The organism is Microbacterium pollutisoli (assembly GCF_053586795.1).
On the sequence record NZ_JBNYWT010000001.1, the window covers coordinates 861873 to 884662 of the forward strand.

The 22790-nt window shown below is 71.3% G+C and carries 17 protein-coding genes and 1 pseudogene; 15 read left to right on the top strand and 3 right to left on the bottom strand.

Annotation, left to right across the window (positions count from 1 at the left end):
- Window positions 1-61 precede the first annotated feature (61 nt).
- From ACQ143_RS04175 to ACQ143_RS04190, 4 genes are all read left to right on the top strand, one after another.
- On the top strand, window positions 62-2086 hold the full coding sequence (locus tag ACQ143_RS04175; protein ID WP_449569435.1) for a beta-galactosidase: 2025 nt from the start codon (window positions 62-64) through the stop codon (window positions 2084-2086).
- Window positions 2087-2240: 154 nt separating this feature from the next.
- The gene (locus ACQ143_RS04180) at window positions 2241-3479 is read left to right on the top strand and encodes a sugar ABC transporter substrate-binding protein (protein ID WP_449569436.1); all 1239 of its coding nucleotides are present in this window, start codon (window positions 2241-2243) and stop codon (window positions 3477-3479) included.
- A gap of 65 nt (window positions 3480-3544) precedes the next feature.
- Window positions 3545-5152 carry an ABC transporter permease subunit gene (locus tag ACQ143_RS04185; RefSeq protein ID WP_449569437.1) on the top strand — a complete coding sequence of 536 codons (1608 nt, stop codon included), beginning with the start codon at window positions 3545-3547 and terminating at the stop codon, window positions 5150-5152.
- Window positions 5152-6069: a sugar ABC transporter permease gene (locus ACQ143_RS04190; RefSeq protein ID WP_449569438.1), complete on the top strand. Its 918-nt coding sequence runs from the start codon at window positions 5152-5154 to the stop codon at window positions 6067-6069. Before ACQ143_RS04185 ends, ACQ143_RS04190 begins: the two co-directional genes overlap by 1 nt.
- On the opposite strand, the gene rsmI is transcribed toward ACQ143_RS04190, so the two are convergent.
- Complete coding sequence (gene rsmI / locus ACQ143_RS04195; RefSeq protein WP_449569439.1) at window positions 6059-6886, bottom strand: 16S rRNA (cytidine(1402)-2'-O)-methyltransferase; 828 nt, start codon at window positions 6884-6886, stop codon at window positions 6059-6061. The two genes, ACQ143_RS04190 and rsmI, sit on opposite strands and share 11 nt — an antisense overlap.
- Before the next feature lie 23 nt (window positions 6887-6909).
- On the opposite strand from rsmI, the gene ACQ143_RS04200 reads away from it, so the two are divergent.
- Window positions 6910-8451: a dolichyl-phosphate-mannose--protein mannosyltransferase gene (locus tag ACQ143_RS04200; RefSeq protein WP_449569440.1), complete on the top strand. Its 1542-nt coding sequence runs from the start codon at window positions 6910-6912 to the stop codon at window positions 8449-8451.
- Here the strand turns inward: ACQ143_RS04200 and ACQ143_RS04205 are convergent.
- A complete protein-coding gene (locus ACQ143_RS04205; RefSeq protein ID WP_449569441.1) occupies window positions 8448-9275 on the bottom strand; it encodes an aldo/keto reductase in 828 nt (275 codons plus the stop codon). The genes ACQ143_RS04200 and ACQ143_RS04205 overlap by 4 nt on opposite strands.
- 41 nt (window positions 9276-9316) lie before the next feature.
- Here ACQ143_RS04205 and hrpA point away from each other — a divergent pair, with 41 nt between their 5' ends.
- The 3 genes from hrpA to ACQ143_RS04220 are packed head-to-tail and all read left to right on the top strand — an operon-like array spanning window position 9317 to window position 15292.
- Complete coding sequence (gene hrpA / locus ACQ143_RS04210; protein WP_449569442.1) at window positions 9317-13264, top strand: ATP-dependent RNA helicase HrpA; 3948 nt, start codon at window positions 9317-9319, stop codon at window positions 13262-13264.
- A gap of 57 nt (window positions 13265-13321) precedes the next feature.
- Entirely contained in the window at window positions 13322-14263 is a 942-nt protein-coding gene (locus tag ACQ143_RS04215) for a quinone oxidoreductase family protein (RefSeq protein ID WP_449569443.1), read from the top strand.
- 48 nt (window positions 14264-14311) lie between these two features.
- Complete coding sequence (locus ACQ143_RS04220) at window positions 14312-15292, top strand: Gfo/Idh/MocA family protein (protein ID WP_449569444.1); 981 nt, start codon at window positions 14312-14314, stop codon at window positions 15290-15292.
- 7 nt (window positions 15293-15299) lie between these two features.
- Here the strand turns inward: ACQ143_RS04220 and ACQ143_RS04225 are convergent, their stop codons facing one another.
- Entirely contained in the window at window positions 15300-15677 is a 378-nt protein-coding gene (locus ACQ143_RS04225; RefSeq protein WP_449569445.1) for a PLD nuclease N-terminal domain-containing protein, read from the bottom strand.
- A gap of 77 nt (window positions 15678-15754) precedes the next feature.
- Here ACQ143_RS04225 and ACQ143_RS04230 point away from each other — a divergent pair, with 77 nt between their 5' ends.
- The 7 genes and pseudogenes from ACQ143_RS04230 to ACQ143_RS04260 all read left to right on the top strand — a co-directional run bounded on the left by ACQ143_RS04230 (window position 15755) and on the right by ACQ143_RS04260 (window position 22777).
- Entirely contained in the window at window positions 15755-16621 is an 867-nt protein-coding gene (locus ACQ143_RS04230) for an NYN domain-containing protein (RefSeq protein WP_449569446.1), read from the top strand.
- A 124-nt stretch (window positions 16622-16745) separates the two neighbouring features.
- Window positions 16746-17159: pseudogene (locus tag ACQ143_RS04235) on the top strand (MFS transporter); the annotation flags it as partial.
- A 64-nt stretch (window positions 17160-17223) separates the two neighbouring features.
- A complete protein-coding gene (locus ACQ143_RS04240; RefSeq protein ID WP_449569447.1) occupies window positions 17224-18411 on the top strand; it encodes an ROK family transcriptional regulator in 1188 nt (395 codons plus the stop codon).
- Window positions 18408-19454, top strand: coding sequence for a sugar ABC transporter substrate-binding protein (locus ACQ143_RS04245; RefSeq protein WP_449569448.1), 1047 nt, complete (start codon window positions 18408-18410; stop codon window positions 19452-19454). The genes ACQ143_RS04240 and ACQ143_RS04245 overlap by 4 nt, the downstream gene beginning before the upstream one ends.
- Window positions 19455-19459: 5 nt before the next feature.
- Window positions 19460-20326, top strand: coding sequence for an ATP-binding cassette domain-containing protein (locus ACQ143_RS04250; protein ID WP_449569449.1), 867 nt, complete (start codon window positions 19460-19462; stop codon window positions 20324-20326).
- Window positions 20323-21528: a sugar ABC transporter permease gene (locus ACQ143_RS04255; RefSeq protein WP_449569450.1), complete on the top strand. Its 1206-nt coding sequence runs from the start codon at window positions 20323-20325 to the stop codon at window positions 21526-21528. Before ACQ143_RS04250 ends, ACQ143_RS04255 begins: the two co-directional genes overlap by 4 nt.
- Window positions 21529-21670: 142 nt before the next feature.
- The gene (locus ACQ143_RS04260) at window positions 21671-22777 is read left to right on the top strand and encodes a sugar ABC transporter substrate-binding protein (RefSeq protein WP_449569451.1); all 1107 of its coding nucleotides are present in this window, start codon (window positions 21671-21673) and stop codon (window positions 22775-22777) included.
- Window positions 22778-22790 lie beyond the last annotated feature (13 nt).

Here is a 22790-nt window from a genome sequence, read left to right on the forward strand (position 1 = left end):
CCGGTCACAGGTGCAGTTCGCACCGTTGCGATCGCGTCCGCGAGGAACGAGGAGAAGGACAATGAGCTCCCCGCGCTGGCCCGACCTGGACGCGATCGCCTACGGCGGCGATTACACGCCCGAGCAGTGGCCCCGTGAGGTGTGGCGCGAAGACGTCGCCCTCATGCGCGAAGCCGGTGTCAACCTCGTCAGCATCGGCATCTTCGCCTGGGGACTGCTCGAGGTCCGCGAGGGCGAGTTCGACTTCGCCTGGCTCGACGAGGTCATCGAGCTGTTGCACGCCAACGGCATCAAGGTCGACCTGGGCACACCGACCGCTTCGCCGCCCGCCTGGTTCTTCGCGAACCACCCCGACGCGCGCGTGGTCACTCGCGACGGCGTCACCCTCGGCTTCGGCGCCCGCGGCATGGCCTCCCACTCCGCCCCCGCCTACCGCGAGGCCGCCGTGCGCATCGCCACCGAGCTCGCGAAGCGCTACGGCGATCACCCCGCCGTCGTGCTCTGGCACGTGCACAACGAGTACGGCGTGCCCGTGGGCGAGGACTACTCCCCCCACGCCGTACGTGAGTGGCGGCTCTGGCTGCAGGAGCGCTACGGCACCCTCGACGCGCTCAACGCCGCCTGGGGCACCGCCTTCTGGGGCCAGCACTACGGCGAGTGGGAGCACATCGGGGCTCCGGCCGCGGCCCCCAGCGTCGTCAACCCCGCCCAGCGCCTCGACTACGCGCGGTTCACCGACCACCAGCTGCGCGCCTGCTTCATCGCGGAGCGCGACGCGATCCGCGCGCACAGCGACCGGCCGATCACCACGAACTTCATGGCGAACCAGCACAACGGCTGCGACCTGTGGGCGTGGGCCCGCGAAGTCGACGTCGTCTCGGACGACCACTACCTGTGGGCCGCCGACGAAGAGGGCGAGATCGGGCTGGCGATCGCCGCGGACCTGACCCGTTCGGTCGGCGGCGGCAACCCGTGGATCCTGATGGAGCACTCCACGTCGGCCGTCAACTGGCAGCCGCGCAACGTCGCCAAGCGTCCCGGCGAGATGGCCCGCAACTCGCTGGCGCACCTGGGCCGCGGAGCCGACGGCATCCTGTTCTTCCAGTGGCGCGCCGGCCGCAGCGGGGCCGAGAAGTTCCACTCCGCGATGGTCCCGCACGCCGGCACCGACTCCCGCGTGTTCCGCGAGGTCACCGACCTCGGCGCGAAGCTGGCCACCCTCGGCGAAGTGCGCGGGTCGCGCGTGGATGCCGATGTCGCGATCCTGTGGGACTTCGAATCGTTCTGGGCGCAGGACCTCGAATGGCGCCCGAGCGAGGACCTCAGCCACGCCGAGCGCATCCGCGCGTACTACGAGCGGCTCTGGCGCGACGGCATCACCGTCGACTTCGCCTTGCCCGGGCACGACCTTTCCGGCTACAAGCTCGTGATCGCGCCCGCCCAGTACCTGCTGCGCACGGTCGACGCCGACAACCTCAACCGCTACGTCGAAGCCGGCGGCACCCTGCTGGTCTCCTACTTCTCGGGCGTCGTAGACGAGAACGACGCTGTGCACGTGGGCGGCTTCGCCGCACCGCTGACGCCGTCACTCGGCATCCGCGTCGAGGAGCACCTGCCGCTCCGGGAAGGCGCGACCGCCACCGTCGAGTTCGACGGACGCCCGCTGCGCACCGACGTCTGGCAGGAGGACCTCGTCCTCGCCGGCGCGGAGGTGCGCGGCCGCTACCTCAGCGGACCGGCCGCCGGCGCCCCCGCCATCACCCGGCGCGCGCACGGCACCGGACACGGCTGGTACGTCAGCACCCGTCCGGACGCGGAAGGACTGGCCGCGATCATGACCGAGGTGTACGCCGACGCGGGCATCGCCCCGGCGGATCTGCCCCCGGGCGTCGAGGCCGTGCGCCGCCGCGGAACCGACGCGGACTACCTCGTCGCGATCAACCACGGGACCGAGACCGTTTCGTTGTCTGTTTCCGGCACGGATCTGTTCACACAGACCGCTGCCGAGGGCATGCTGGAACTGGCGGGCGGCGACGTCGCCGTCATCCGCACGCCGCACACAGCCGGAGAGGGAGGTTCGCACTGACGCTCCCCCTCACCACCCCGTGCGCAGGCATCGCCTGAGCACACCGCACTGAGAAAACCGGTTGCGCCCACCCGGCGCAGCCACCACCATCGGTCGTAAGGGCGCGACCTCACCTCGAGGCCCGCAGGATCGACCACCTATGGAAGGAAAATCCATGCGCAAGATGGCAATCGGCATCGCCGCGCTCGCGGCGTCCAGCCTTCTGCTCGCCGGCTGCGCCGGCGGCGGCTCCGAGGCTCCGGAAGAGCCGGACGAGCCGATCGACGCGAGCGGCGTGACGCTCACCGTCTGGACCGACGAGAACCGCAAGCCCGCCATCGAGGCCGCCGCCGCGGCCTTCGAGGAGGAGACCGGCGCCACGATCGAGCTCGTTCAGAAGAACTTCGAGGACATCCGCGCCGACTTCACCAACCAGGTTCCCACCGGCGAGGGCCCCGACATCACCATCGGCGCCCACGACTGGCTCGGCGGCCTCGTGCAGGCCGGTGTCGTCTCGACGCTCGACCTGGGCGACAAGGCGGGCGAGTTCGAGCAGGTCGCGCTGGACGCGATGACCTACGACGGCCAGCTCTACGCGCTGCCCTACTCGCTCGAGACGATCGCGCTCATCCAGAACACCGACATGGTCGGCGAGGACGCTCCGGCGACCTGGGACGACATGATCGCCGCGGCCGACGCGGCCGGCGCCGAGCGCGCGATCGCGATCAACACCGCCGGTCAGACCGGTGACGCCTACACGATGTACGGCTTCCAGACCTCGTTCGGCGCCCCGGTGTTCGTCCAGGACGACTCCGGCTCGTACACGAGCGAGGTCGGCATGGGCGGCGAGGCCGGCGAGGCGTTCGCGGCCTGGCTCGGCGAGAACGGCGAGACCGGCACCGGTGAGATCTCGACGACCGTCGACTACGACATCAACAACGAGCTGTTCGCGTCCGGCAAGGCCGCGTACACGGTGCAGGGTCCGTGGGCCATCGAGGCGCTGACCGCTCAGGGTGTCAACATCAAGGTGAACCCGATCCCGTCGGCCGGCGGCGAGACCGCGTCGCCGTTCGTGGGCGTGCAGGGCTTCTACCTGAGCGCCGAGAGCGACGAGCCCCTCGTCGCGCAGGAGTTCCTCGTGAACTACCTCGCCACCGAAGAGGCCCAGCAGGCCCTCTACGACGCCGACCCGCGCATCCCCGCGTGGACGACCGTCGCCGAGAAGGTCTCCTCCGACCCGGTGATCGCCGGCTTCCTGGCCTCGTCGCAGAACGGCGTGCCGATGCCCTCGATCCCCGAGATGGGTCAGGTCTGGGACCTGTGGAACGCTGCCCAGGTGCAGATCATCAAGGGCGCCGACCCCGCGGCGACCTGGAACCAGATGATCACCGACCTTGAGGCCGCGATCGGCTGATCCCGCTCCGGGGGTGGATGCCACCGCATCCACCCCCGGATCTCACCTGAGCTGAAGGAGATGACATGACGGTTCCGCAGGGAACGCTCGCCCCGCCGCCGGATGCCACCGCGCCACCGGCACGCCCGGAACCGCACGGCCGCCGCTGGGCGGGCATGGGCTGGGGCTTCCTGGTGAAGCTGTTGATCATGGCGGTGATCAACGCCTTCGGGCTGATGGGGATCATCGCCGCGTTCCGCGCGGAGTCGTGGCTCATCTTCAGCGCAGCGGTCATCCTCCTGGTGGCCGCCGACATCATCTACTTCACCAAGCGCGCACTGCCGCTGAAGTACCTGCTGCCGGGCCTGACCTTCCTGCTCGTGTTCCAGGTGTTCATCTTCGGCTACACCGCCTACATCGCCTTCACCAACTACGGCGCCGGCCACGTGGGCTCGCAGGAGCAGGCCGTCAACGCCGCGCTCAGCCAGGGTGAGCGGCGCGTGGACGGGTCGCCGACCTACCCGCTGTCGGTCGTGGAGCAGGGCGGCACGCTCGGCTTCGCCATCAACGACGACGGCCGCATCATGGTCGGCTCGGCCGACCAGCCCCTGCAGGACGTCGGCGCCGCCGGCAGCGGCGCACCCGACGAAGTGCCCGGCTGGAACGTCCTGCCCCGCAGCGTCCTGATCCAGATGCAACAGGAGGTCGTCGCGCTCCGGGTGCCGATCTCCGACGACCCGAACGACGGGTCGATCCGCACGCGCGAAGGCACCACCGGCGCCGTGTACCTGTCGACGATGGTGTGGGATGCCGAGGCGCAGACCATCACCGACACCACGACCGGAACGGTCTACCACGCCACCGATGCCGGCCGGTTCACCTCCGACGACGGGCAGAGCCTGGCGACCGGCTGGACCGTGAACGTCGGCTTCGCGAACTTCGCCCGGCTGTTCACCGACCCCGCACTGTTCCAGCCGTTGGCGATGGTGACGCTGTGGACCTTCGTCTGGGCGATCCTGTCGGTGCTCATCCCGTTCGCGATGGGCCTGATCTTCGCGATCATCTTCAACGACCCACGGGTGAAGGGCCGCAAAATCCTGCGGACCCTGTTCATCCTCCCCTACGCCTTCCCGGCGTTCATGTCGGCGCTGCTGTTCCGCGGGATGTTCAACGCCGAGTTCGGCGTGATCAACGAGCTGTTCTTCGGCGGGGCCAACATCGACTGGCTGGGCGATCCGTGGCTGGCCCGCGGCGCCGTGCTGTTCGTGAACGTGTGGCTGACCTACCCGTACTTCTTCCTCGTGTGCACCGGTGCGATCCAGGCGCTGCCGTCCGACGCGCTGGAAGCGGCCTCGATCGACGGCGCCGGCCGGTTCCGCCAGCTGCGCTCGATCATCCTGCCGCTGGTGCTGGTGTCGACCGCGCCGCTGATGATCTCGTCGTTCGCGTTCGCGTTCAACAACTTCACCGTGATCTACATGTTCAACAACGGCGGCCCGGCCATCCCCGGGGCGCCCTACGCGCTCGGGGCCACCGACATCCTCATCTCGGCGATCTACGACATCTCCGGGGTCTCCGGCGGCAAGGCCGACTACGGCCTGGCCAGCGCCCTGTCGATCCTCGTGTTCATCGTCGTCGGCCTCATCTCCGCGCTGGCGTTCCGCCAGACCAAGAAGCTCGAGGAGTACCAGTGATGTCCGCTCCCGCACAGCCCGTGACCGCCACCGTGCCGCGCGGTGCCGCCGCCCCGAGCCGCAGCAGTGCGCGCCGCAAGCGCTGGCTGCTCGAGGTCGGCTGGAAGTACCTGGTCGCCGCCGTCATCCTGTTCTACGCGATCTTCCCGCTCGTGTACGTGCTGTCGGCCTCGCTCAACCCGAGCGGGAGCCTGGCCGCCAGCAACGCCCTGTTCAGCGCTTTCGACCTGTCGAACTACGCGAGCCTGAGCGACACCGCGTACTGGACCTGGTACGGCAACACCCTGCTGGTCGGCGGCGTCTCGGCGATCGGCGCCGTGCTGATGGGCGCCGCCGCGGCGTACGCCTTCTCCCGCTTCCGCTTCACGGGGCGCCGGGTGGGCCTGACGGCGCTGCTGATCATCCAGATGTTCCCGCAGGCGCTCGCGTTCGTCGCCATCTTCCTCATGCTGCTGGCGCTGGGCGAGGTGTTCCCCGCACTCGGGCTGAACTCGAAGGTCGCCCTGATCTGCGTGTACCTGGGCGGGGCCCTGGGTGTGAACACGTTCCTCATGTACGGGTTCTTCAACACCGTGCCGATCGAGATCGACGAGTCCGCGAAGATCGACGGCGCCACCCACGCGCAGATCTTCTGGAAGCTGATCATGCCGCTGGTGACCCCGATCCTGGCCGTGGTCGCCCTGCTGGCGTTCATCGCGGCGTTCGGCGATTACATCGTGGCCAAGATCGTGCTGGTCTCCGAAGACAACTGGACCCTCGCGGTCGGCATGTTCCAGTGGGTGTCGAACCAGCTCGCCAGCAACTGGGGGCTGTTCGCCGCCGGCGCCGTGCTCGCATCGATCCCGGTGCTCGCGCTGTTCCTGTCGCTGCAGCGCTACATCGTCGGCGGTCTGACGGCCGGTTCGGTCAAGGGCTGACGCTGCGGGCGGCCAGCGCCGCCTGATACAGCTCGCGCGACGAGCGACCCGTGGCGGTGGCCACCTCGCCGGCGGCATCCTTCAACCGGATGCCGTCGGCGACCAGCCGCAGCACTTCCGCGACGGCCTCCTCCTCCGACACCCCACGCGCCGGAGCGCCGGAGACCACGACCACGATCTCCCCGCGCACCCCGTCGGCGGCCCAGTCCGCCAGCTCCGCCAGCGGACCGCGAACGACCTCTTCGTGCAGTTTGGTCAGCTCGCGGCACACCGCCGCTCGCCGGTCGGCACCGAACGCGTCGGCCATCGCCGTCAGGGTCTCGGCCAGGCGGGAGGGTCCTTCGAAGAACACCATGGTGCGCGGTTCGGATGCCAGTGCCGACAGCGCCGCGCGCCGCTCCCCCGCCTTGCGCGGCAGGAACCCCTCGAAGGTGAACCGGTCGGTGGGCAGGCCGGCCACGGCGAGCGCGGTGATCACGGCGCTGGGCCCCGGGAGGGCGGTCACGGTGACCCCCTGTGCGACGGCTTCGGCCACCAGCGCGAAGCCCGGGTCGCTGACGGTCGGCATTCCCGCGTCGCTGAGCACGAGCAGGTCGGTCTCGGCGGCCTGGGCGACCAGTTCGGCGGCCCGCTGCTTCTCGTTGTGGTCGTGCAGGGCCAGCAGCCGGGGCCGGTTCTCGACGTTCAAGGCGCGCAGCAGCCGCTGCGCGGTGCGGGTGTCCTCGGCGGCGACGACCGGGGCCGCCTCCAGCGCGGCCACCAGCCGCGGCGACGCGTCGCCCAGATTGCCGATCGGGGTCGCCGCGAGGATGATCACCGCCCCAGCATAGGCTTGTCCGCGTGACCTCCGCCGTGCCGCTGCTGCCCGCTCCCGGGTCGTTCGTCGACCGCTGGCGCGAGCGCTACGCGGCCGACCCAGCGCTGCAGCGCCGGTACCGCTGGCTCGTGCCCACGCTGGTGACGCTGCTGGCCGGCGTGCTGCGGATCGTCAACGTCGGACACCCGCACGCGCTGGTGTTCGACGAGACGTACTACGTGAAAGACGCGTGGTCGCAGTGGAACCTCGGATACGCGGTGACCTGGCCCGACGACGCCGACGCGCGCTTCGTCGCCGGCGAGACCGATATCTTCACGACCGACCCGAGCTTCGTGGTCCACCCGCCGCTGGGCAAGTACCTCATCGGCCTGGGCATGGCCGTCTTCGGCGCCGATTCGTCGTTCGGCTGGCGCATCGCCGCGGCACTGTGCGGCACGGCCTGCGTACTGGTGCTGTACCTGCTCGCCAAAGCCCTGACGAACTCCGTGGCCTTCGGTGGCGTCGCCTCGTTCCTGCTCGCGATCGACGGCATCGGCATCGCGATGAGCCGCGTCGCACTGTTGGACATCTTCCTGACCCTGTTCATCCTGCTGGCGTTCTGGTTCCTGGTGCTCGACCGACGCCGCCACCTCGACCGACTCGCCGACCGCGTCGTGTACCTCGACGGCGATCCGCCGCGGTGGGGCCCGCTGCTGTGGAACCGGCCGTGGGTGATCGCCGCCGGCGCGGCGGCCGGCGCCGCCACCGCCGTGAAGTGGTCCGGCGTGTGGGTGCTGGCCGCGATCGGCATCCACCTCGTCGTCACCGACGCGCTCGAGCGGCGCCGGCTCGGCATCGCGGCGTGGCCGATGGATGTCGTGCGTCAGGGTGCGGCATCCTTCGTGCTGCTGGTGCCGGTGGCTGCCCTGGTCTACCTGGCGTCATGGACGGGCTGGCTGGTCACCGACGGCGGGTACGGACGGCACAAGGCCGACTCAGCGCTGGCGAGCCTGTGGGAGTACCACGTCACGATCTACAACTCGATGGCGACCATGGACACCGCGCACAACTACATGTCGCCGGCGTGGGCGTGGGCGTTCCTGTGGCGTCCCACGTCGATGTACGCCGCGAGCACCGCCGACGGCGAGGCCGGCTGCGCGAGCGCGAGCGGCTGCCTGCAGATCATCTACAGCATGCCCAATCCGCTGCTGTGGTACGCCGGTGTCGCCGCGGCGGCCTGGCTCCTGTACCGGTTCGTCGTCGCCCGGGACGGGCGGCACGCGGTGGTGCTGACCGCCCTGGCGGCGACGTGGCTGACGTGGCTGCTGTTCCCCGAGCGCACGACGTTCCAGTTCTACACCGTCGCGATCATGCCGTTCCTGCTGCTCGCGCTCACCTTCGCCCTGCGGGCGATCAGTGGTGCGCGGCATGCGCCGCCCGACCGCCGGCTGACCGGACAGCGCGTCGTCGGGGTGTTCCTCGTGTTCGCGGTGCTGCTGTCGGCGTTCTGGTACCCGCTGTGGTCGGCGATCGAGGTGCCCTACGAGTTCTACCGCCTGCACAACTGGCTGTCCGGCTGGGTCTAGTTCACCTCGTTCGGGTGCGACGACACCCGGCCCCCGCGCTCGAGCGCGGTGATCGCGGCGACCTCGTCACCGGTCAGCTCGAAGTCGAACACGTCGATGTTCTCGCTCATGCGCTCGGCGCGGTTCGACTTCGGGAACACGATGAACCCCTGCTGCAGGTGCCACCGCAGCACGACCTGCGCGGGGGTCTTGCCGTGCGCGGCGGCGGCCGCCACGACCGGCTCTTCCTCGAACAGCGGGTACTTGCCCTGACCCAGCGGCCCCCACGCCTCGATGCGGATGCCGCGCTCGGCGGCGTAGGCCGTCACGTCACGCTGCTGGTAGGCCGGGTGCAGTTCGATCTGGTCGACGGCCGGGACCACGCCGGTGGCCGCGATCACGGCATCCAGATGCTCGGGAAGGTGATTCGAGACCCCGATGCTCGTGGCCTTGCCGGCCTCGCGCAGGGCGACCATCTTCTCCCACGCGTTGACGTAGTGGCCGTTGGCCGGAGCCGGCCAGTGCGACAGGTACAGGTCCACCCGGTCGAGGCCGAGCTTGTCGAGGCTGGCGTCCAGCGCGGCGACAGGCTTGTCCCCGGCCTGCTCGGTGAACCACAGCTTGGTGGTGATGTACAGCTCGTCGCGGGGGATGCCGCTGGAAGCGATCGCCCGGCCGACCCCCTCCTCGTTGCCGTAGATCGCGGCGGTGTCGATGTGCCGGTAGCCGGCTTCGAGGGCCTCGCTCACGATGCGCTCGGTCCCGGCCGGATCCACCTTGAAGACGCCGAAGCCGAGCTGCGGGATGGTGTGGCCGTCGTTGAGGGTGATCGTGGGAATGCTCATCCATTCAGCCTACGGCGGCGCTCGTCATACGATGGAACGCTATGCCCTCTCCCGAACCCCGCATCTCGTACCCGCCCGAGCTGCCCGTCAGCGCCGCGCGCGACGAGATCGCGCGCGCCATCGCCGACCACCAGGTCGTCATCGTCGCCGGAGCGACCGGGTCGGGCAAGACGACGCAGCTGCCGAAGATCTGCCTCGAGCTCGGGCGCACTTCGATCGCCCACACCCAGCCGCGCCGCATCGCCGCGCGCACGATCGCCGAGCGCATCGCCCAGGAGCTGGAGGTGCCCCTGGGCGGCGCCGTGGGCTACAAGGTGCGCTTCACCGACCAGGTCGGCGCCGACACGAAGGTCGCGCTGGTCACCGACGGCATCCTGCTCAACGAGATCCACCGCGACCGCCTGCTGCGCCGCTACGACACGATCATCGTCGACGAGGCCCACGAGCGGTCCCTGAACATCGACTTCCTGCTCGGGTATCTCGTGCGCATCCTGCCCGAGCGGGCCGACCTGAAGGTGATCATCACCTCGGCCACCATCGACCCGGAGAGCTTCGCGAAGCACTTCGCCGGCCCCGACGAGGCCCCGGCGCCGATCATCGAAGTCTCGGGGCGGACGTATCCGGTCGAGATCCGCTACCGCCCGCACGACGACCCGGACGCCCCCGACGACGTCGACGGACTGCTGGCCGCGCTCGCCGAGCTCGATCGCGAGCCCGACGGCGACGTGCTGGTGTTCCTCCCCGGCGAGGCCGAGATCCGCGATGCGGCGGATGCCGTCCGCGGCATGTACTCCGCGCAGGCGCGCCCCACCGAGGTCCTGCCGCTGTACGGGCGGCTGTCGGCGGCCGAGCAGCACCGCGTGTTCGAGCCGTCCACCGTCGCCGGGGTGCGGCGCCGGGTGATCCTGGCCACCAACGTGGCCGAGACGAGCCTGACCGTGCCCGGCATCCGCTACGTGGTGGATGCCGGGACCGCGCGCATCTCGCGCTACAGCAACCGGTCGAAGATCCAGCGGCTGCCGATCGAGCCGGTGTCGCAGGCTTCGGCGCAACAGCGCTCCGGACGCGCCGGCCGCACATCGGCGGGCATCGCGATCCGCCTGTACAGCGAAGAGGACTTCGCGTCCCGGCCCGAGTACACCGAGCCGGAGATCCGCCGCACGTCGCTGGCCGCGGTCATCCTGCAGATGCTGGCGCTCGGGTTCGGCGACATCGCCGCCTTCCCGTTCCTCACCCCGCCCGACAGCCGCGGCGTGAAGGCGGCCTTCGACCTGCTCACCGAGCTGCGCGCGGTGACCCGCGGCCGTGACGGGCGCGGGGAGCCCCGCCTCACCAAGATCGGCCGCCAGATCGCGCGGCTGCCCATCGATCCGCGCTTTGCGCGCATGCTCATCGAGGCGCAGCGGCTGGGCGTGACCCGGGACGTGCGGGCGATCGTCGCCGGGCTGTCGATCCAGGACGTGCGTGAACGCCCCTCCGTGGACGAACCGGGCAAGCGCGCCGAGGCCGATCGGCTGCACGCACGGTTCACCGACCCGACCAGCGACTTCCTCACCCTGCTGAACCTGTGGAACCACCTGCGCACCCAGCAGCGCGAACTGGGCTCGAGCGCCTTCCGCCGCCTCGTGCGCGCCGAGCACCTCAACTATGTGCGCGTGCGGGAATGGTTCGACGTGCACCGGCAGCTGCGGCAGCTCACCGGCGACGCCCGCCGCTCCGACGGCCCCGACGAGGCCGGCACCGAGGCGGCCGCCGACCCGGCGCTCGTGCACCACGCGATCCTGTCCGGCCTGCTCTCGCACATCGGCATCCTCGACACGCGCAGCCTCGCCAAGCAGGGCGGGGGCAAGGATCCCTCGCGACGCAAGCCGCTGGCCGAGTACCGCGGGGCGCGGGGCGCGTCGTTCGCGATCTTCCCCGGGTCGGGGCTCCGCAAGGCCTCGCCCGACGCGGTGATGGCCGCCGAGCTCGTCGAGACCTCGCGGCTGTTCGCGCGGACCGTCGCGGTCATCGACCCGGCATGGGCCGAAGAGCTCGCCGGCGACCTCGCGCACCGGTCCCTCTCCGACCCGCACTGGTCGAAGGATGCCGGGGCGGCCGTCGCCGCCGAGAAGGTGACCCTGTTCGGGGTCGAGATCATTCCCCGGCGCCGCGTGCAGCTGGCCCGCACGGACCGGGAGCTGGCCCGCGAGCTGTTCCTGCGCCACGCCCTGGTCGACGGCGAGTGGAACACGCACCACCTCGACAAGCGGCTCACGGCGTTCGAGCGCCGCAATCTCGAGCAGCGTCGCCGGTTGGAGAAGCTCGAGGAGCGCGAGCGGCGCCGCGACATCCTCGCCGGTGACGAGGCCGTGTACGCGTTCTACGACGCGCGCATACCCGCCGACGTGTTCGACGTGCGCTCGTTCGAGACGTGGTGGCGCGAGCAGATCACGGCCACCCCGCACCTGCTCGACCTCACTGAGGCCGACCTGGTCGACGACGCCACGCGCGCCGACGAGCGCGCCTTCCCGACGCGGTGGCAGCAGCGCGATCAGACGCTGTCGCTGGCCTACCGGTTCGAGCCCGGCGCGCCCGACGACGGGGTGAGCGTCGTGATCCCGCTGCCCCTGCTGGCACAGGTGACCCCGGACGGCTTCGACTGGCAGGTGCCGGGCCTGCGCGACGAGCTCATCGCGGGGCTGCTTCGGGCCCTGCCCAAGGCGATCCGGCGGCATGTGGTCCCGGCGGCCGATTGGGCGGCACGGCTGGGCGCGGAACTGGTGGGCGCCGGTCCCGAATCGCACGACGGGATGCCGCCGACCTCGTTGCGGGCCGCCCTGGCCGCCCGCATCCAGCACGTCGCGCACCAGCCGGTCAGTGCCGACGACTTCGAGATGGACCGGGTGCCGGCCCACCTGATGATGTCGTTCCGTGCCGTGGATGCGCGCGGGCGGACCGTCGGCTCCTCCCGCGACCTGACAGCGCTCCAGCGGCAGCTCGCCGACCGCGCCCGCGACTCGGTGGCGCGCTCGCTCGCCGCGCCCGGCCGCGGCGGCGGGCGCGGCCGGGCGGGTGGCGCGGCGGATGTCGCAGGAGCGGCCGGCCCCGCACGCGGTCCGGTCCCGGGCGGGGCCGACCGCGCCGGCGTGGTCGAACGCCGCGGGCTGACCACGTGGGAGGTCGGCGACCTGCCCGACGTGGTCGACACGAAGGTCGCCGGCGGTGTCGTGCGCGGCTACCCCGCCCTGGTCGACGAGGGGTCTTCGGTCGCGGTGCGGATCGAGGCGACCGCCGAGCGGGCCGCGGACCTCACGCGCACCGGCATCCGCCGCCTGTTGCTGCTGGCCGTCCCATCGCCGGCCCCCTATGTGCTCGAGCGCCTCACCGCGAACGAGAAGCTGGCGCTGGCCGCCTCGCCGTATCCGTCGGCGAAAGCGCTCATCGAAGACGCGCGGGCCGCGGTGGCCGACGCCGTACGCGGTGACACCCCGGTCCGCACGCAGGCGCAGTTCGAGGCCGTGCGCGACCGGCTTTCGGCCGTCGTGGTCGACGAGCTGTTCCAGACGGTGTCGCTGACCGCGCGGATCCTCATGCTGCAGCGCGACGTCGACAAGGCGGTGCGCGCACAGAACTCGATGACGCTGCTGGCGGCGCTCGGCGACGTGAAGGCCCAGGTGGCGGGTCTCGTGCACCCCGGGTTCGTCTCACGCACGGGCGTCACGCGACTGGCCCACCTGCCGCGCTACCTGCAGGGCGCGCTCGAGCGGGTGCAGGCGCTGGCCGACAACCCGGGGCGCGACCGGCAGCGCATGACCGAGTTCGAGCGGGCCGCGGCGCTGTTCGCGGATGCCGGGGGCACCATCCCGCTGCCACCCGACGCACCGCCGGCGCTCGCCCACGTCCGCTGGCTGCTCGAGGAGTACCGCGTGAGCCTGTTCGCGCAGCGCCTGGGCACCGCCGAGCCCGTGTCGCTGCAGCGGATCACCAAGACCCTCGCCGGGCGCTGAGCGCCCCCGCCCGCGGTGCGGCGGAATAGGCGCCGAGCCGGCCCGGTTGGCCTGGATATGACCACTGCGCTGACCTACTCGGCCCTCGGCGGCCCCGACGTCCTCGAACTCAGCGACCTGGGAGCCTCCACTCCCGGACCGGGTGAAGTCCTGGTGCGCATCGAAGCGTCCGGCGTCAACCCGATCGACCACAAGCTCCGCTCGGGGGCGCGCTCCTCGGCCCCACTGACCGGACCCCGCCGCGTCGGCAGCGACGGCGCAGGCGTCGTCACCGCCGTCGGCGCCGATGTCGACGGCTTCCGCGTCGACGACGCCGTGGTCGTGTTCGGCGCGCAGGGCACCGCCGCCACCGACCTGATCACCACCCCGGCCCAGCTCACCCCGCGCCCCCCGCAGGTGTCGGCGGCCCAGGGCGCCGCCCTCGGCATCCCCGTCGGCACCGCCTACCAGACCCTCCGGTCGCTGGCGGTCGGACCGGGCGACACCGTGCTCGTCCACGCCGGTTCGGGATCGGTCGGCCAGGCGGTGATCCAGCTCGCCGTCCTGTGGGGCGCCACGGTCATCGCCACCACGAGCGACCGCCGCGCCGACCGGGTGCGCGAGCTCGGCGCCACCCCGATCTCGTACGACGCAGGAGTCGCCGACCGCGTGCGCGCCGCCGCACCCCAGGGCGTGACCGTGGCGATCGACCTCGCCGGGACGGACGAGGCCCTCGCCTCGTCGATCGAGCTGGTCGCCGACAAGAGCCGCATCGCGACGCTCGTCCGCGGGGCGGACGCCGCCGGCCTCGGCATCCGGGCCTTCTCGGGCGGCAGCCCGCAACCGCTCACTCCGCAGCAGCTGATCTGGCGTGCCGAGGCCGTGCCCGTCACCGTGAACCTCATCGCCGCCGGCCGGTTCTCGGTGGAACTGGGCCCGCAGTTCGCGCTGGCCGATGCCGCCGCCGCGCACCGCGCGGTCGAGGAGGGCGTGGACGGAAAGGTCGTGCTCATCCCCTGACCGGATGCCGGGTACGAGCGACCCGGTGCACACCGATAGTCTCGACGCATGACCGGACTGCGTTGGGGAATCCTTGCCACGGGCGGTATCGCCCACCTGTTCACGAGCGACCTGCGCACCGCCGGCCTCGATGTGCGCGCCGTCGGCTCGCGCCGCCCGGAGGCGGCCGCGCAGTTCGCGCAGACCTTCGACATCGACCGGGCGCACGGCTCCTACGAGGCCCTCGTGGCCGACCCCGACATCGACATCATCTACATCGCCACGCCGCACAGCCACCACCTGGAGACCGCGGCCCTGGCCCTGGAGCACGGCAAGCACGTGCTCATCGAGAAGCCGGTGACCCTCGACGCCGACCAGGCGCGCGCCATCGGCGACCTCGCCGCCGACAACCGGCTGCTGGCGATGGAGGCGATGTGGACGCGCTACCTGCCGCACATGATCCGCATCCGCGAGATCATCGCCGCCGGCACCCTCGGCCAGATCCGGGCGCTGCACGCCGACCACACCCAGCGCATCACCGCCGACCCCGCCCACCGGCTCAACGCCCTGGAGCTGGGCGGCGGGGCCCTGCTCGATCTGGGCATCTACCCGGTCTCGTTCGCCTGGGACATCCTCGGCGCGCCGGAGACCATCACCGCCGCCGGCCGTCTGGGCGACACCGGCGCCGACACCGAGGTGGGCACCGTCTTCACGCACGCCGGCGGCGCCGTGTCGACGACCCTCACCTCATCACGGGCCGCCGGTCCCAACACCGCGCACATCATCGGCACCGAGGCCCGCATCGACATCGACCGGGTCTGGTACTGCCCGACGTCCTTCCGCGTCACCGCACACGACGGCACCGTGCTCGAGACGTACGAAACACCGGTGCCCGGCCGCGGCATGCAGTACCAAGCGCTGTACGCCGAGCAGCTCATCGCGGCCGGGCGCACCGACAGCGACCTGCTGCCCTTCGCCGACAGCATCCGCATCATGGGCACGCTCGACGAGATCCGCGCGCAGATCGGGGTGCACTACCCCGCGCGCTGAGCCGCCGCTACCCCGCCGCGGGCCCGGTGCCGGTGTCGCCGCGCTCGGCGCGCCGCCGGGCGATCTCCGCGCGCAGCCGCTCCTCTTCGATCTCCCGCTCCAGCGCCGCCAGCTGCTGCTCGGTCGACAGGCGCGGTGCCACCGGAGCCGGGGCCGGCGGAGCCGAGGCCCACGGCGCGAACTGCGGCGGGGCCGGGCGCGCCTCGCGCACGGGGTACTCCCGGCCCAGGGCGAACCACAGGATCGTGCCCAGCATCGGCAGCATGATCACCAGGATCAGCCACACCGGCTTCGGCATGTGCTTCACCTGCCCGCTGTCGCGCAGGATGATGTCCACGATCGCGAACACCATGGCGGCCAGCACGATCAGCGAGAGCAGGGGCATGCCGTGAGTCTATGGCCCTGCTGTGCGCGTACTCAACGTGCCTGCGCCGCGGGCGGCCGGACTGTCAGACTGGGGGCATGCCTGAGCTGCAGAGCGCCCGCGTCGCCGTCTACCTCGACTTCGACAACATCGTCATGAGCTGGTACGACCGGGTGCACGGGCGGAACGCCTACTCCCGCGACCGCCAGCGCATCGCCGAGAACCCCGCCGAGCCCGAGATCGCCGAGCGCCTGGCCGCCGCCACGATCGACGTGGGCGCGATCATCGACTACGCCGCCTCGTTCGGCACGCTCGTGCTCACCCGCGCCTACGCCGACTGGTCGTCCCCGGTCAACGCGGAGTACCGGTCGCAGCTGGTGGCCCGCGCCGTCGACCTCGTGCAGCTGTTCCCCGCGGCGGCGTACGCCAAGAACGGCGCCGACATCCGCCTGGCCGTCGACACCGTCGAGGACATGTTCCGGCTGCCCGATCTCACCCACGTCGTCATCGTCGCCGGCGACAGCGACTACGTCCCGCTCGCCCAGCGCTGCAAGCGCCTGGGCCGCTTCGTCGTCGGGGTCGGCGTGGCCGGCTCCACCGCGAAGTCGCTGGCCGCCGCATGCGACCAGTTCGACGCGTACGACACCCTGCCGGGGGTGCAGGCGCCGACCACGGAGAAGCAGAAGAAGGTGGATGCCACCGCTTCCCCCACCCGGCGGCGCACCAAGGCCGACCCCACCGCCGAGCTCCTGCGCCGCGCGCTGCGCCTGGAGCAGGAGCGCACCGACGAGGAGTGGCTGCACCTGTCGGCGGTCAAGAACCTGCTGCGCCGCATGGACCCGTCCTTCAGCGAGAAGGCCCTCGGGCACCGCTCGTTCTCTGACTTCGTCAAGGCCTACCCGGCCGTCGCCGACCTCGACGAGTCCACCAACATCGTGCGCGTGCGTCTGCACACCGACACCTGAAACAGGCCGTGCACTGGCGCACATCGCCTGTGCGCGCACGATCCTTGAACCTGAACGACCTCTCAGCTAGCGTCGCGATCGCGGCATCCCCCCTGCCGCCGCGCTCTACAAGGAGGTACCGCGCCTGGTCGTGACCTTCTCGGTCACCTACCTGAAGATCGCGCTCGAGATGGAGACCAGCGCCATCCTGGCCATCTGCCTGGGCCTGGTGATCCACTCGTTCATGTACGCACCCCAGCCGTCGATCATGTCCGAGATGTTCCCCACCCGGATGCGGTACTCGGGGGTCTCCCTCGGCTACCAGGTCACTTCCATCGTGGCCGGGTCGCTCGCCCCGATCATCGCGTCGTCGCTGCTGTCGAGCTTCGGCAACTGGATGCCGGTGGCGATCTACCTCGCCATCGCCGCGGCCATCACGCTGGTCGCCGTCGTGTCCATGCGCGAGACGAAGGGCATCTCCCTGCACGAGATCGACCAGGTCGACCGCGACCGGCTCACCGCGGAGACCGCCGCGATCCGGACCCCGCAGAATCGCTGATCCGCCGCAGATCGTCGGCCCCGAACCCGTCGCGGTTCGGGGCCGACGCGGTACAGTGGCCGGTGTGGTGCGCCGCAACACTCCACCCGGATCGCAGTCCTCACTGCGGGAAGCGAATCGAGCACGACTGCTCGATGCGCTCAAGCGGCATGGGCGCCTGACGCAGATCGAGCTGGCCGGCAGCACCGGGCTGTCGCCGGCCACCGTCTCGAACATCGTCAAGGAGCTCACCGCCTCCGGCATCCTGCACACCTCGTTCACCTCCCGCAGCGGACGGCGGGCCACCCTCGTCGCACTCGCCCGCGAGGTGGGCCTGGTCGCCGGGGCGCACTTCTCGACCCGGCAGCTGCACATCCAGATCGCCGACGCGACCCGTACCACCGTCGCCGAGACCTCCATCCCGCTCGCGCCCGGCCACCGCCATGACGCCGAACTCGACCGGCTGAGCATCATGCTCGGCGAGATGATGGAGTCGCTGGGCGGCACGATCGGCGATCTGCTCGCGATCGGCCTGGGCGTGCCCGCCCCCGTCGACCCGCGCAGCGGCATGATCTCCACCCCCGGCCTGCTCCCCGGGTGGGAGGGCATCGACATCGCGACGAGCCTGTCGACCCGCACCGGGCGGCCTGTCTTCGTCGACAGCGAGCCGAACCTCGGCGCCCTCGCCGAAGCCCGTGAGGGCGCCGCGCGCACCGCCTCCTCGTCGGTGTACATCCGGGTGGGTCACACCATCAGTGCGGGCCTGGTCGTCGGGGGCGATCTGTTCCGCGGCGCCAGCGGCAAGACCGGTCAGATCGGCCATATGACGATCGACGAGAACGGGCCCATCTGCCGGTGCGGCAACCGCGGCTGCCTCGAGATGTACGCCGCCGGCCCCGCCCTGCTGGCCCTGTTCCCGCCCGACGACGGCATGCAGCGCCTGCGCGACCTGCTCGCCGCCGCGGATGCCGGGGTCTCCGGCGCGCAGCGCGCCTTGGCCGATGCCGGCCGCCACATCGGCATCGCCGCCGCGAGCCTGTGCAACCTGTTCGACCCGGAGGTCATCGTCGTCGGCGGCGAACTGGCCGGCGCGGGCGAGATCCTCATGGCCCCGATGCGCCACTCGCTGCAGCGCTCCGCCCTGGCGGCCGCCGGCGGTCTGCCGGAGATCGTGGCCAGTTCCTACGGGGAGTGGACCGAGACGCGAGGAGCGATCGCGGTGGCCCTCGACCACGTCCGGGTCGATGCGGGCGTGGCTGCGATCACGGCATGATCCGGCTGGTGTGCCTCGCCGTGGCGGCGATCCTCGCCGCGTGTGCGCTGACCGGCTGCACACCCCGCGGCACGAGCGCCTACGGCCCCATCGCCCTGCTGCTGCCCGACAAGAAGACCGCGCGGTACGAGACCTTCGACCGGCCCGTCTTCGAGCAGCGCATCGCCGAGCTGGGCGACTACGACGTGATGTACGCGAACGCCGACCAGGATGCCGCGCGCCAGCAGCAGCAGGCCGAATCGGCGCTGGCCGCCGGCGCTTCGGTGCTGGTCCTCGACCCGGTCGACGGGCGTGCGGCCGTCACCATCGTGACCGCCGCCAACGCGCAGGGCGTGCCGGTCATCGCCTACGACCGCATGATCGCCGGCGGGGAGATCGCCTTCTACATCTCGTTCGACAACGAACGGGTGGGCACCCTGCAGGCCACCGCCCTGGTGGCCGAGCTCGAGGCGCGCGGGCTCGGCGACGCCGCCATCCTCATGGTCAACGGCTCCCCCACCGACAGCAACGCGTCCCGGTTCCGTGAGGGCGCCCGCGCGGTCATCGACGCCAGCGACCTCACGCTGCTCGCCTCGTACGACACGCCGGACTGGAGTCCCGACAAGGCGCAGGACTGGGTGGCGGGCCAGATCTCCCAGTTCGGCGACCGCATCGCCGGGGTCTACGCCGCCAACGACGGCACCGCCAGTGGTGCGGTGGCCGCGCTCCGGGCCGCCGCGGTCGATCCGTTCCCGGTGGTGACCGGTCAGGACGCCGAGCTGACCGCCCTGCAGCGGATCGTCGCGGGCGACCAGTACATGACCGTCTACAAGGCGCTGAAACAGCAGGCCACCCTCGCCGCCGACGCGGCCGTCGACCTCATCCACGGGCGCGAGATCGCCGCGGAGACCACCGTCGACGGCACCCCGGCGACCCTGCTCGACCCGGTCGCGGTGACCGTCGACGACATCCTCGACACCGTCGTGGCGGACGGCTTCTGGACCGTCGACGACATCTGCACGCCCGCCTATGCCGACGACTGCGCCGCCGCGGGTATCCTCTGAACTCCATGAGCATCCCCCACCGCGCCGGCCGGCCCCGCGAGCAGGTGCTGTCGATGCGCGGCATCGACAAGCACTTCGGTGCCGTGCGCGCCCTCACCGGCGTCGACTTCGACGTCAACGAGGGCGAAGTGGTGGCCCTGGTCGGCGACAACGGCGCCGGGAAGTCCACCCTCGTCAAAGTCCTCGCCGGCGTCCATCCGCCCGACGCGGGCACGATCCGGTTCGACGGCGAGCCGGTGCACATCGGCAGCCCGGCCGCCGCGCAGGAGTTCGGCATCGCGACCGTCTTCCAGGACCTCGCACTGTGCGACAACCTCGACGTCGTCGCCAACCTGTGGCTCGGGCGGGAGCTGGTCGACGGTGCGCGTCTGGACGAGGTCGACATGGAGCAGCGCACCTGGGCGCTGCTGCGCGAGCTGTCGGCCAAGATCCCCTCGGTGCGCACGCCGGTGGCGTCGCTGTCGGGCGGTCAGCGCCAGACCGTCGCCATCGCCCGGTCGCTCATCGGCGAGCCGCGCGTGGTCATCCTCGACGAACCCACCGCGGCGCTCGGCGTCGCGCAGACCGCCGAGGTGCTCAACCTCATCGAACGGCTGCGCGAGCGTGGGCACGGCGTCGTGCTGATCAGCCACAACATGGCCGACGTGCTGGCGGTGGCCGACCGCATCGTGGTGCTGCGCCTGGGGCGCAACAACGGCGAGTACAACGCCGCCGAGGTCACCAGCGAAGTGCTCATCGCCGCCATCACCGGTGCCGTCGACAACTCCGTCAGTCGCCGATCGGCCACCGCGCCCGAGCCGGCCGTGCGCACCGACGGCACGATCATCCCGCTGAGCGCACGCGGTCGCCGTCGCGACGGGGGCGCCTCGTGACGACGGACCTCGACGACGTCGGCGTGAGCAGCACCGCCGCCCGCGCGTGGGCGCGGCTGCGCGGAGGCGACCTGGGCGCGGCGCCGGTGATCGCCGGCCTCGTGGTCATCTGGGCGGCGTTCCAGGTGCTCAACCCGGTGTTCCTGTCCAGCCGCAACCTCGTCGACCTGACGATGCAGTGCGCCGCGATCGGCACCATGGCCCTGGGCATCGTGCTGGTGCTGCTGCTGGGCGAGATCGACCTGTCGGTCGGATCGGTGTCGGGGCTGGCGTCGGCCATCCTGGCGGTGACGTTCGTGCAGTTGCAGTGGCCGCTGGTGGCGGCCATCGGCGCGGCCCTCGCCGCCGGGTGCCTGGTGGGGATGCTCTACGGCATCCTGTGCATCCGGCTCGGGCTGCCCAGTTTCGTCATCACCCTCGCGGGCCTGCTGGGCTTCCTCGGCGTGCAGCTGTGGGTGCTGGGCGACGCCGGCTCGATCAACCTGCCCTTCGACTCGTGGCTCGTGCAGTTCGCGCAGCACCTGTTCCTGCCCGCGTGGGCGTCGTACCTGGTGGTCGTCGCCGCCGTCGGCGCCTACGCCTGGTCACTCGTGCAGCGCTCCCGGCGCCGGGCGGCGGCCAACCTCGACAGCCAGGGCTACCGGAGCATCGCGCTGCGGGCCGGCGCCCTGCTGACGGTGCTGCTGGTGGCCGCCTGGTATCTCAACCAGTCCCGCGGCGTGGCGGTGATGTTCCTCGTGTTCCTCGCCCTGGTGGTCGTGGCCCACCTCGCGCTCACCCGCACGCGCTGGGGGCGCGCCGTCTACGCGGTCGGCGGCTCGATCGAAGCGGCGCGACGTGCCGGCATCCGCGTCGACCGCATCTACCTGTCGGTGTTCGCCCTGTGCTCGACGCTGGCCGCCACCGGCGGCGTGCTCGCGGCCGCCCGGCTCGCCGCCGCCAACCAGAGCTCGGGCGCCGGCGACACCCATCTCAACGCCATCGCGGCCGCCATCATCGGCGGCGCGTCGCTGTTCGGCGGCCGCGGCACCGCCTTCGCCGCGCTGCTCGGCGTCATCGTCATCCAGTCGATCTCCTCCGGGCTCACGCTGCTCAACCTCGACGCGTCGATCCAGTTCATGATCACCGGCGTGGTCCTGGTGCTCGCCGTCACCGTCGACGCCCTGTCGCGCCGCAGCCGCGCCGCCAGCGGCCGCGCCTGACACCGCTGCGTTCACCGGTCGAACCGGGTGCGGCAGATGCGAAAGCGTTACGTTCAAGTCTTGACGCCAAGACGTGAACGCATCATGATCGTCTTCAGCGCACCGACGCGCTGCACCCGAATCGCTCGATGACGAGAGGCGAATGATGAAGAAGTCTTCCCTGTCCACCCTTGCCGCCGTCAGCGGCCTGGCCCTGCTGGCCCTGACCGGCTGTGCCGGCGCCGGCGACCCCGCCCCCACCGGCGGGAACGGCGACGGCGACGGCGACGGCGACGTCACCGCCGCCCGCGCCTGCGTGATCCTGCCCGACGCGGCCTCCTCCCCCCGCTGGGAGAACTTCGACCGCAAGTACCTGCAGGAGGGCCTGGAGGCCGCCGGCTTCGAGGTCGACATCCAGAACGCACAGGCCGACACCTCGAAGTACGCGACCATCGCCGACCAGCAGCTCACGCAGGGCTGCGGCGTCATGCTCCTGGTCGACTACAACGGCGCCGCCGAGGGCGTGGCCACCAAGGCCAGCGGCCAGGGCATCCCGGTGATCGCCTACGACCGTCCGTTCACCGGTGCCGACTACTACGTGTCGTTCGACAACGTCGAGGTCGGCCGCCTGCAGGGCCAGACCGTGCTCAACGGCCTCGAGGCCGCCGGTGTCGACCCGGCCGACGCGCAGGTGTTCTACATGGGCGGCGACCCGACCGACGGCAACGCCGCCATGTTCCGCGCCGGCGCGGTCGAGGTCATGGAGGGCGCGGGCATCACCCCTGTGGCCGAGCCGACCGGTGTCTGGGACGGCGCGAAGTCGCAGACGAACTTCGAGCAGGCCCTCACCGCCAACGACGGCAAGGTCGACGGCGTCTGGGCGGCCAACGACACCAACGCCGACGGCGTCATCAAGGTGCTGCAGGACAAGAGCATCACCGGGGTGGCCGTGTCGGGTCAGGACGCGAACCTCGAGGGCCTGCGCAACATCCTCACCGGGTGGCAGACCGCGACGGTCTACAAGCCGGTCAAGATCGAGGCCGAGGCCGCCGTGGAGGTCGCCATCGCCCTGCTCAGCGGTGAGACGCCCAGCGCCGACCAGGAGCTCGAAGACGGGACGCCCTACATCGCCGTGACGCCCCAGCTGGTGGGCCCGAACGAGGTCAAGGACGTCGTCGCCGCCGGTGACGCCTCGGCCGACGAGGTGTGCGCCGGTGAGATCGACGGGGTCAGCCTCGCCGACAAGTGCGCCGAGTTCGGCGTGCAGTAAGCAGCCATCGGGC

Bases quoted from the DNA above. Each gene is read 5' to 3' on its own strand.
- ACQ143_RS04175 (WP_449569435.1), top strand. From the start codon at position 62: ATGAGCTCCCCGCGCTGGCCCGACCTGGACGCGATCGCCTACGGCGGC.
- ACQ143_RS04180 (WP_449569436.1), top strand. From the start codon at position 2,241: ATGCGCAAGATGGCAATCGGCATCGCCGCGCTCGCGGCGTCCAGCCTT.
- ACQ143_RS04185 (WP_449569437.1), top strand. From the start codon at position 3,545: ATGACGGTTCCGCAGGGAACGCTCGCCCCGCCGCCGGATGCCACCGCG.
- ACQ143_RS04190 (WP_449569438.1), top strand. From the start codon at position 5,152: ATGTCCGCTCCCGCACAGCCCGTGACCGCCACCGTGCCGCGCGGTGCC.
- ACQ143_RS04205 (WP_449569441.1), bottom strand. From the start codon at position 9,275: ATGAGCATTCCCACGATCACCCTCAACGACGGCCACACCATCCCGCAG.
- hrpA (WP_449569442.1), top strand. From the start codon at position 9,317: ATGCCCTCTCCCGAACCCCGCATCTCGTACCCGCCCGAGCTGCCCGTC.
- ACQ143_RS04215 (WP_449569443.1), top strand. From the start codon at position 13,322: ATGACCACTGCGCTGACCTACTCGGCCCTCGGCGGCCCCGACGTCCTC.
- ACQ143_RS04220 (WP_449569444.1), top strand. From the start codon at position 14,312: ATGACCGGACTGCGTTGGGGAATCCTTGCCACGGGCGGTATCGCCCAC.
- ACQ143_RS04225 (WP_449569445.1), bottom strand. From the start codon at position 15,677: ATGCCCCTGCTCTCGCTGATCGTGCTGGCCGCCATGGTGTTCGCGATC.
- ACQ143_RS04230 (WP_449569446.1), top strand. From the start codon at position 15,755: ATGCCTGAGCTGCAGAGCGCCCGCGTCGCCGTCTACCTCGACTTCGAC.
- ACQ143_RS04245 (WP_449569448.1), top strand. From the start codon at position 18,408: ATGATCCGGCTGGTGTGCCTCGCCGTGGCGGCGATCCTCGCCGCGTGT.
- ACQ143_RS04250 (WP_449569449.1), top strand. From the start codon at position 19,460: ATGAGCATCCCCCACCGCGCCGGCCGGCCCCGCGAGCAGGTGCTGTCG.
- ACQ143_RS04260 (WP_449569451.1), top strand. From the start codon at position 21,671: ATGATGAAGAAGTCTTCCCTGTCCACCCTTGCCGCCGTCAGCGGCCTG.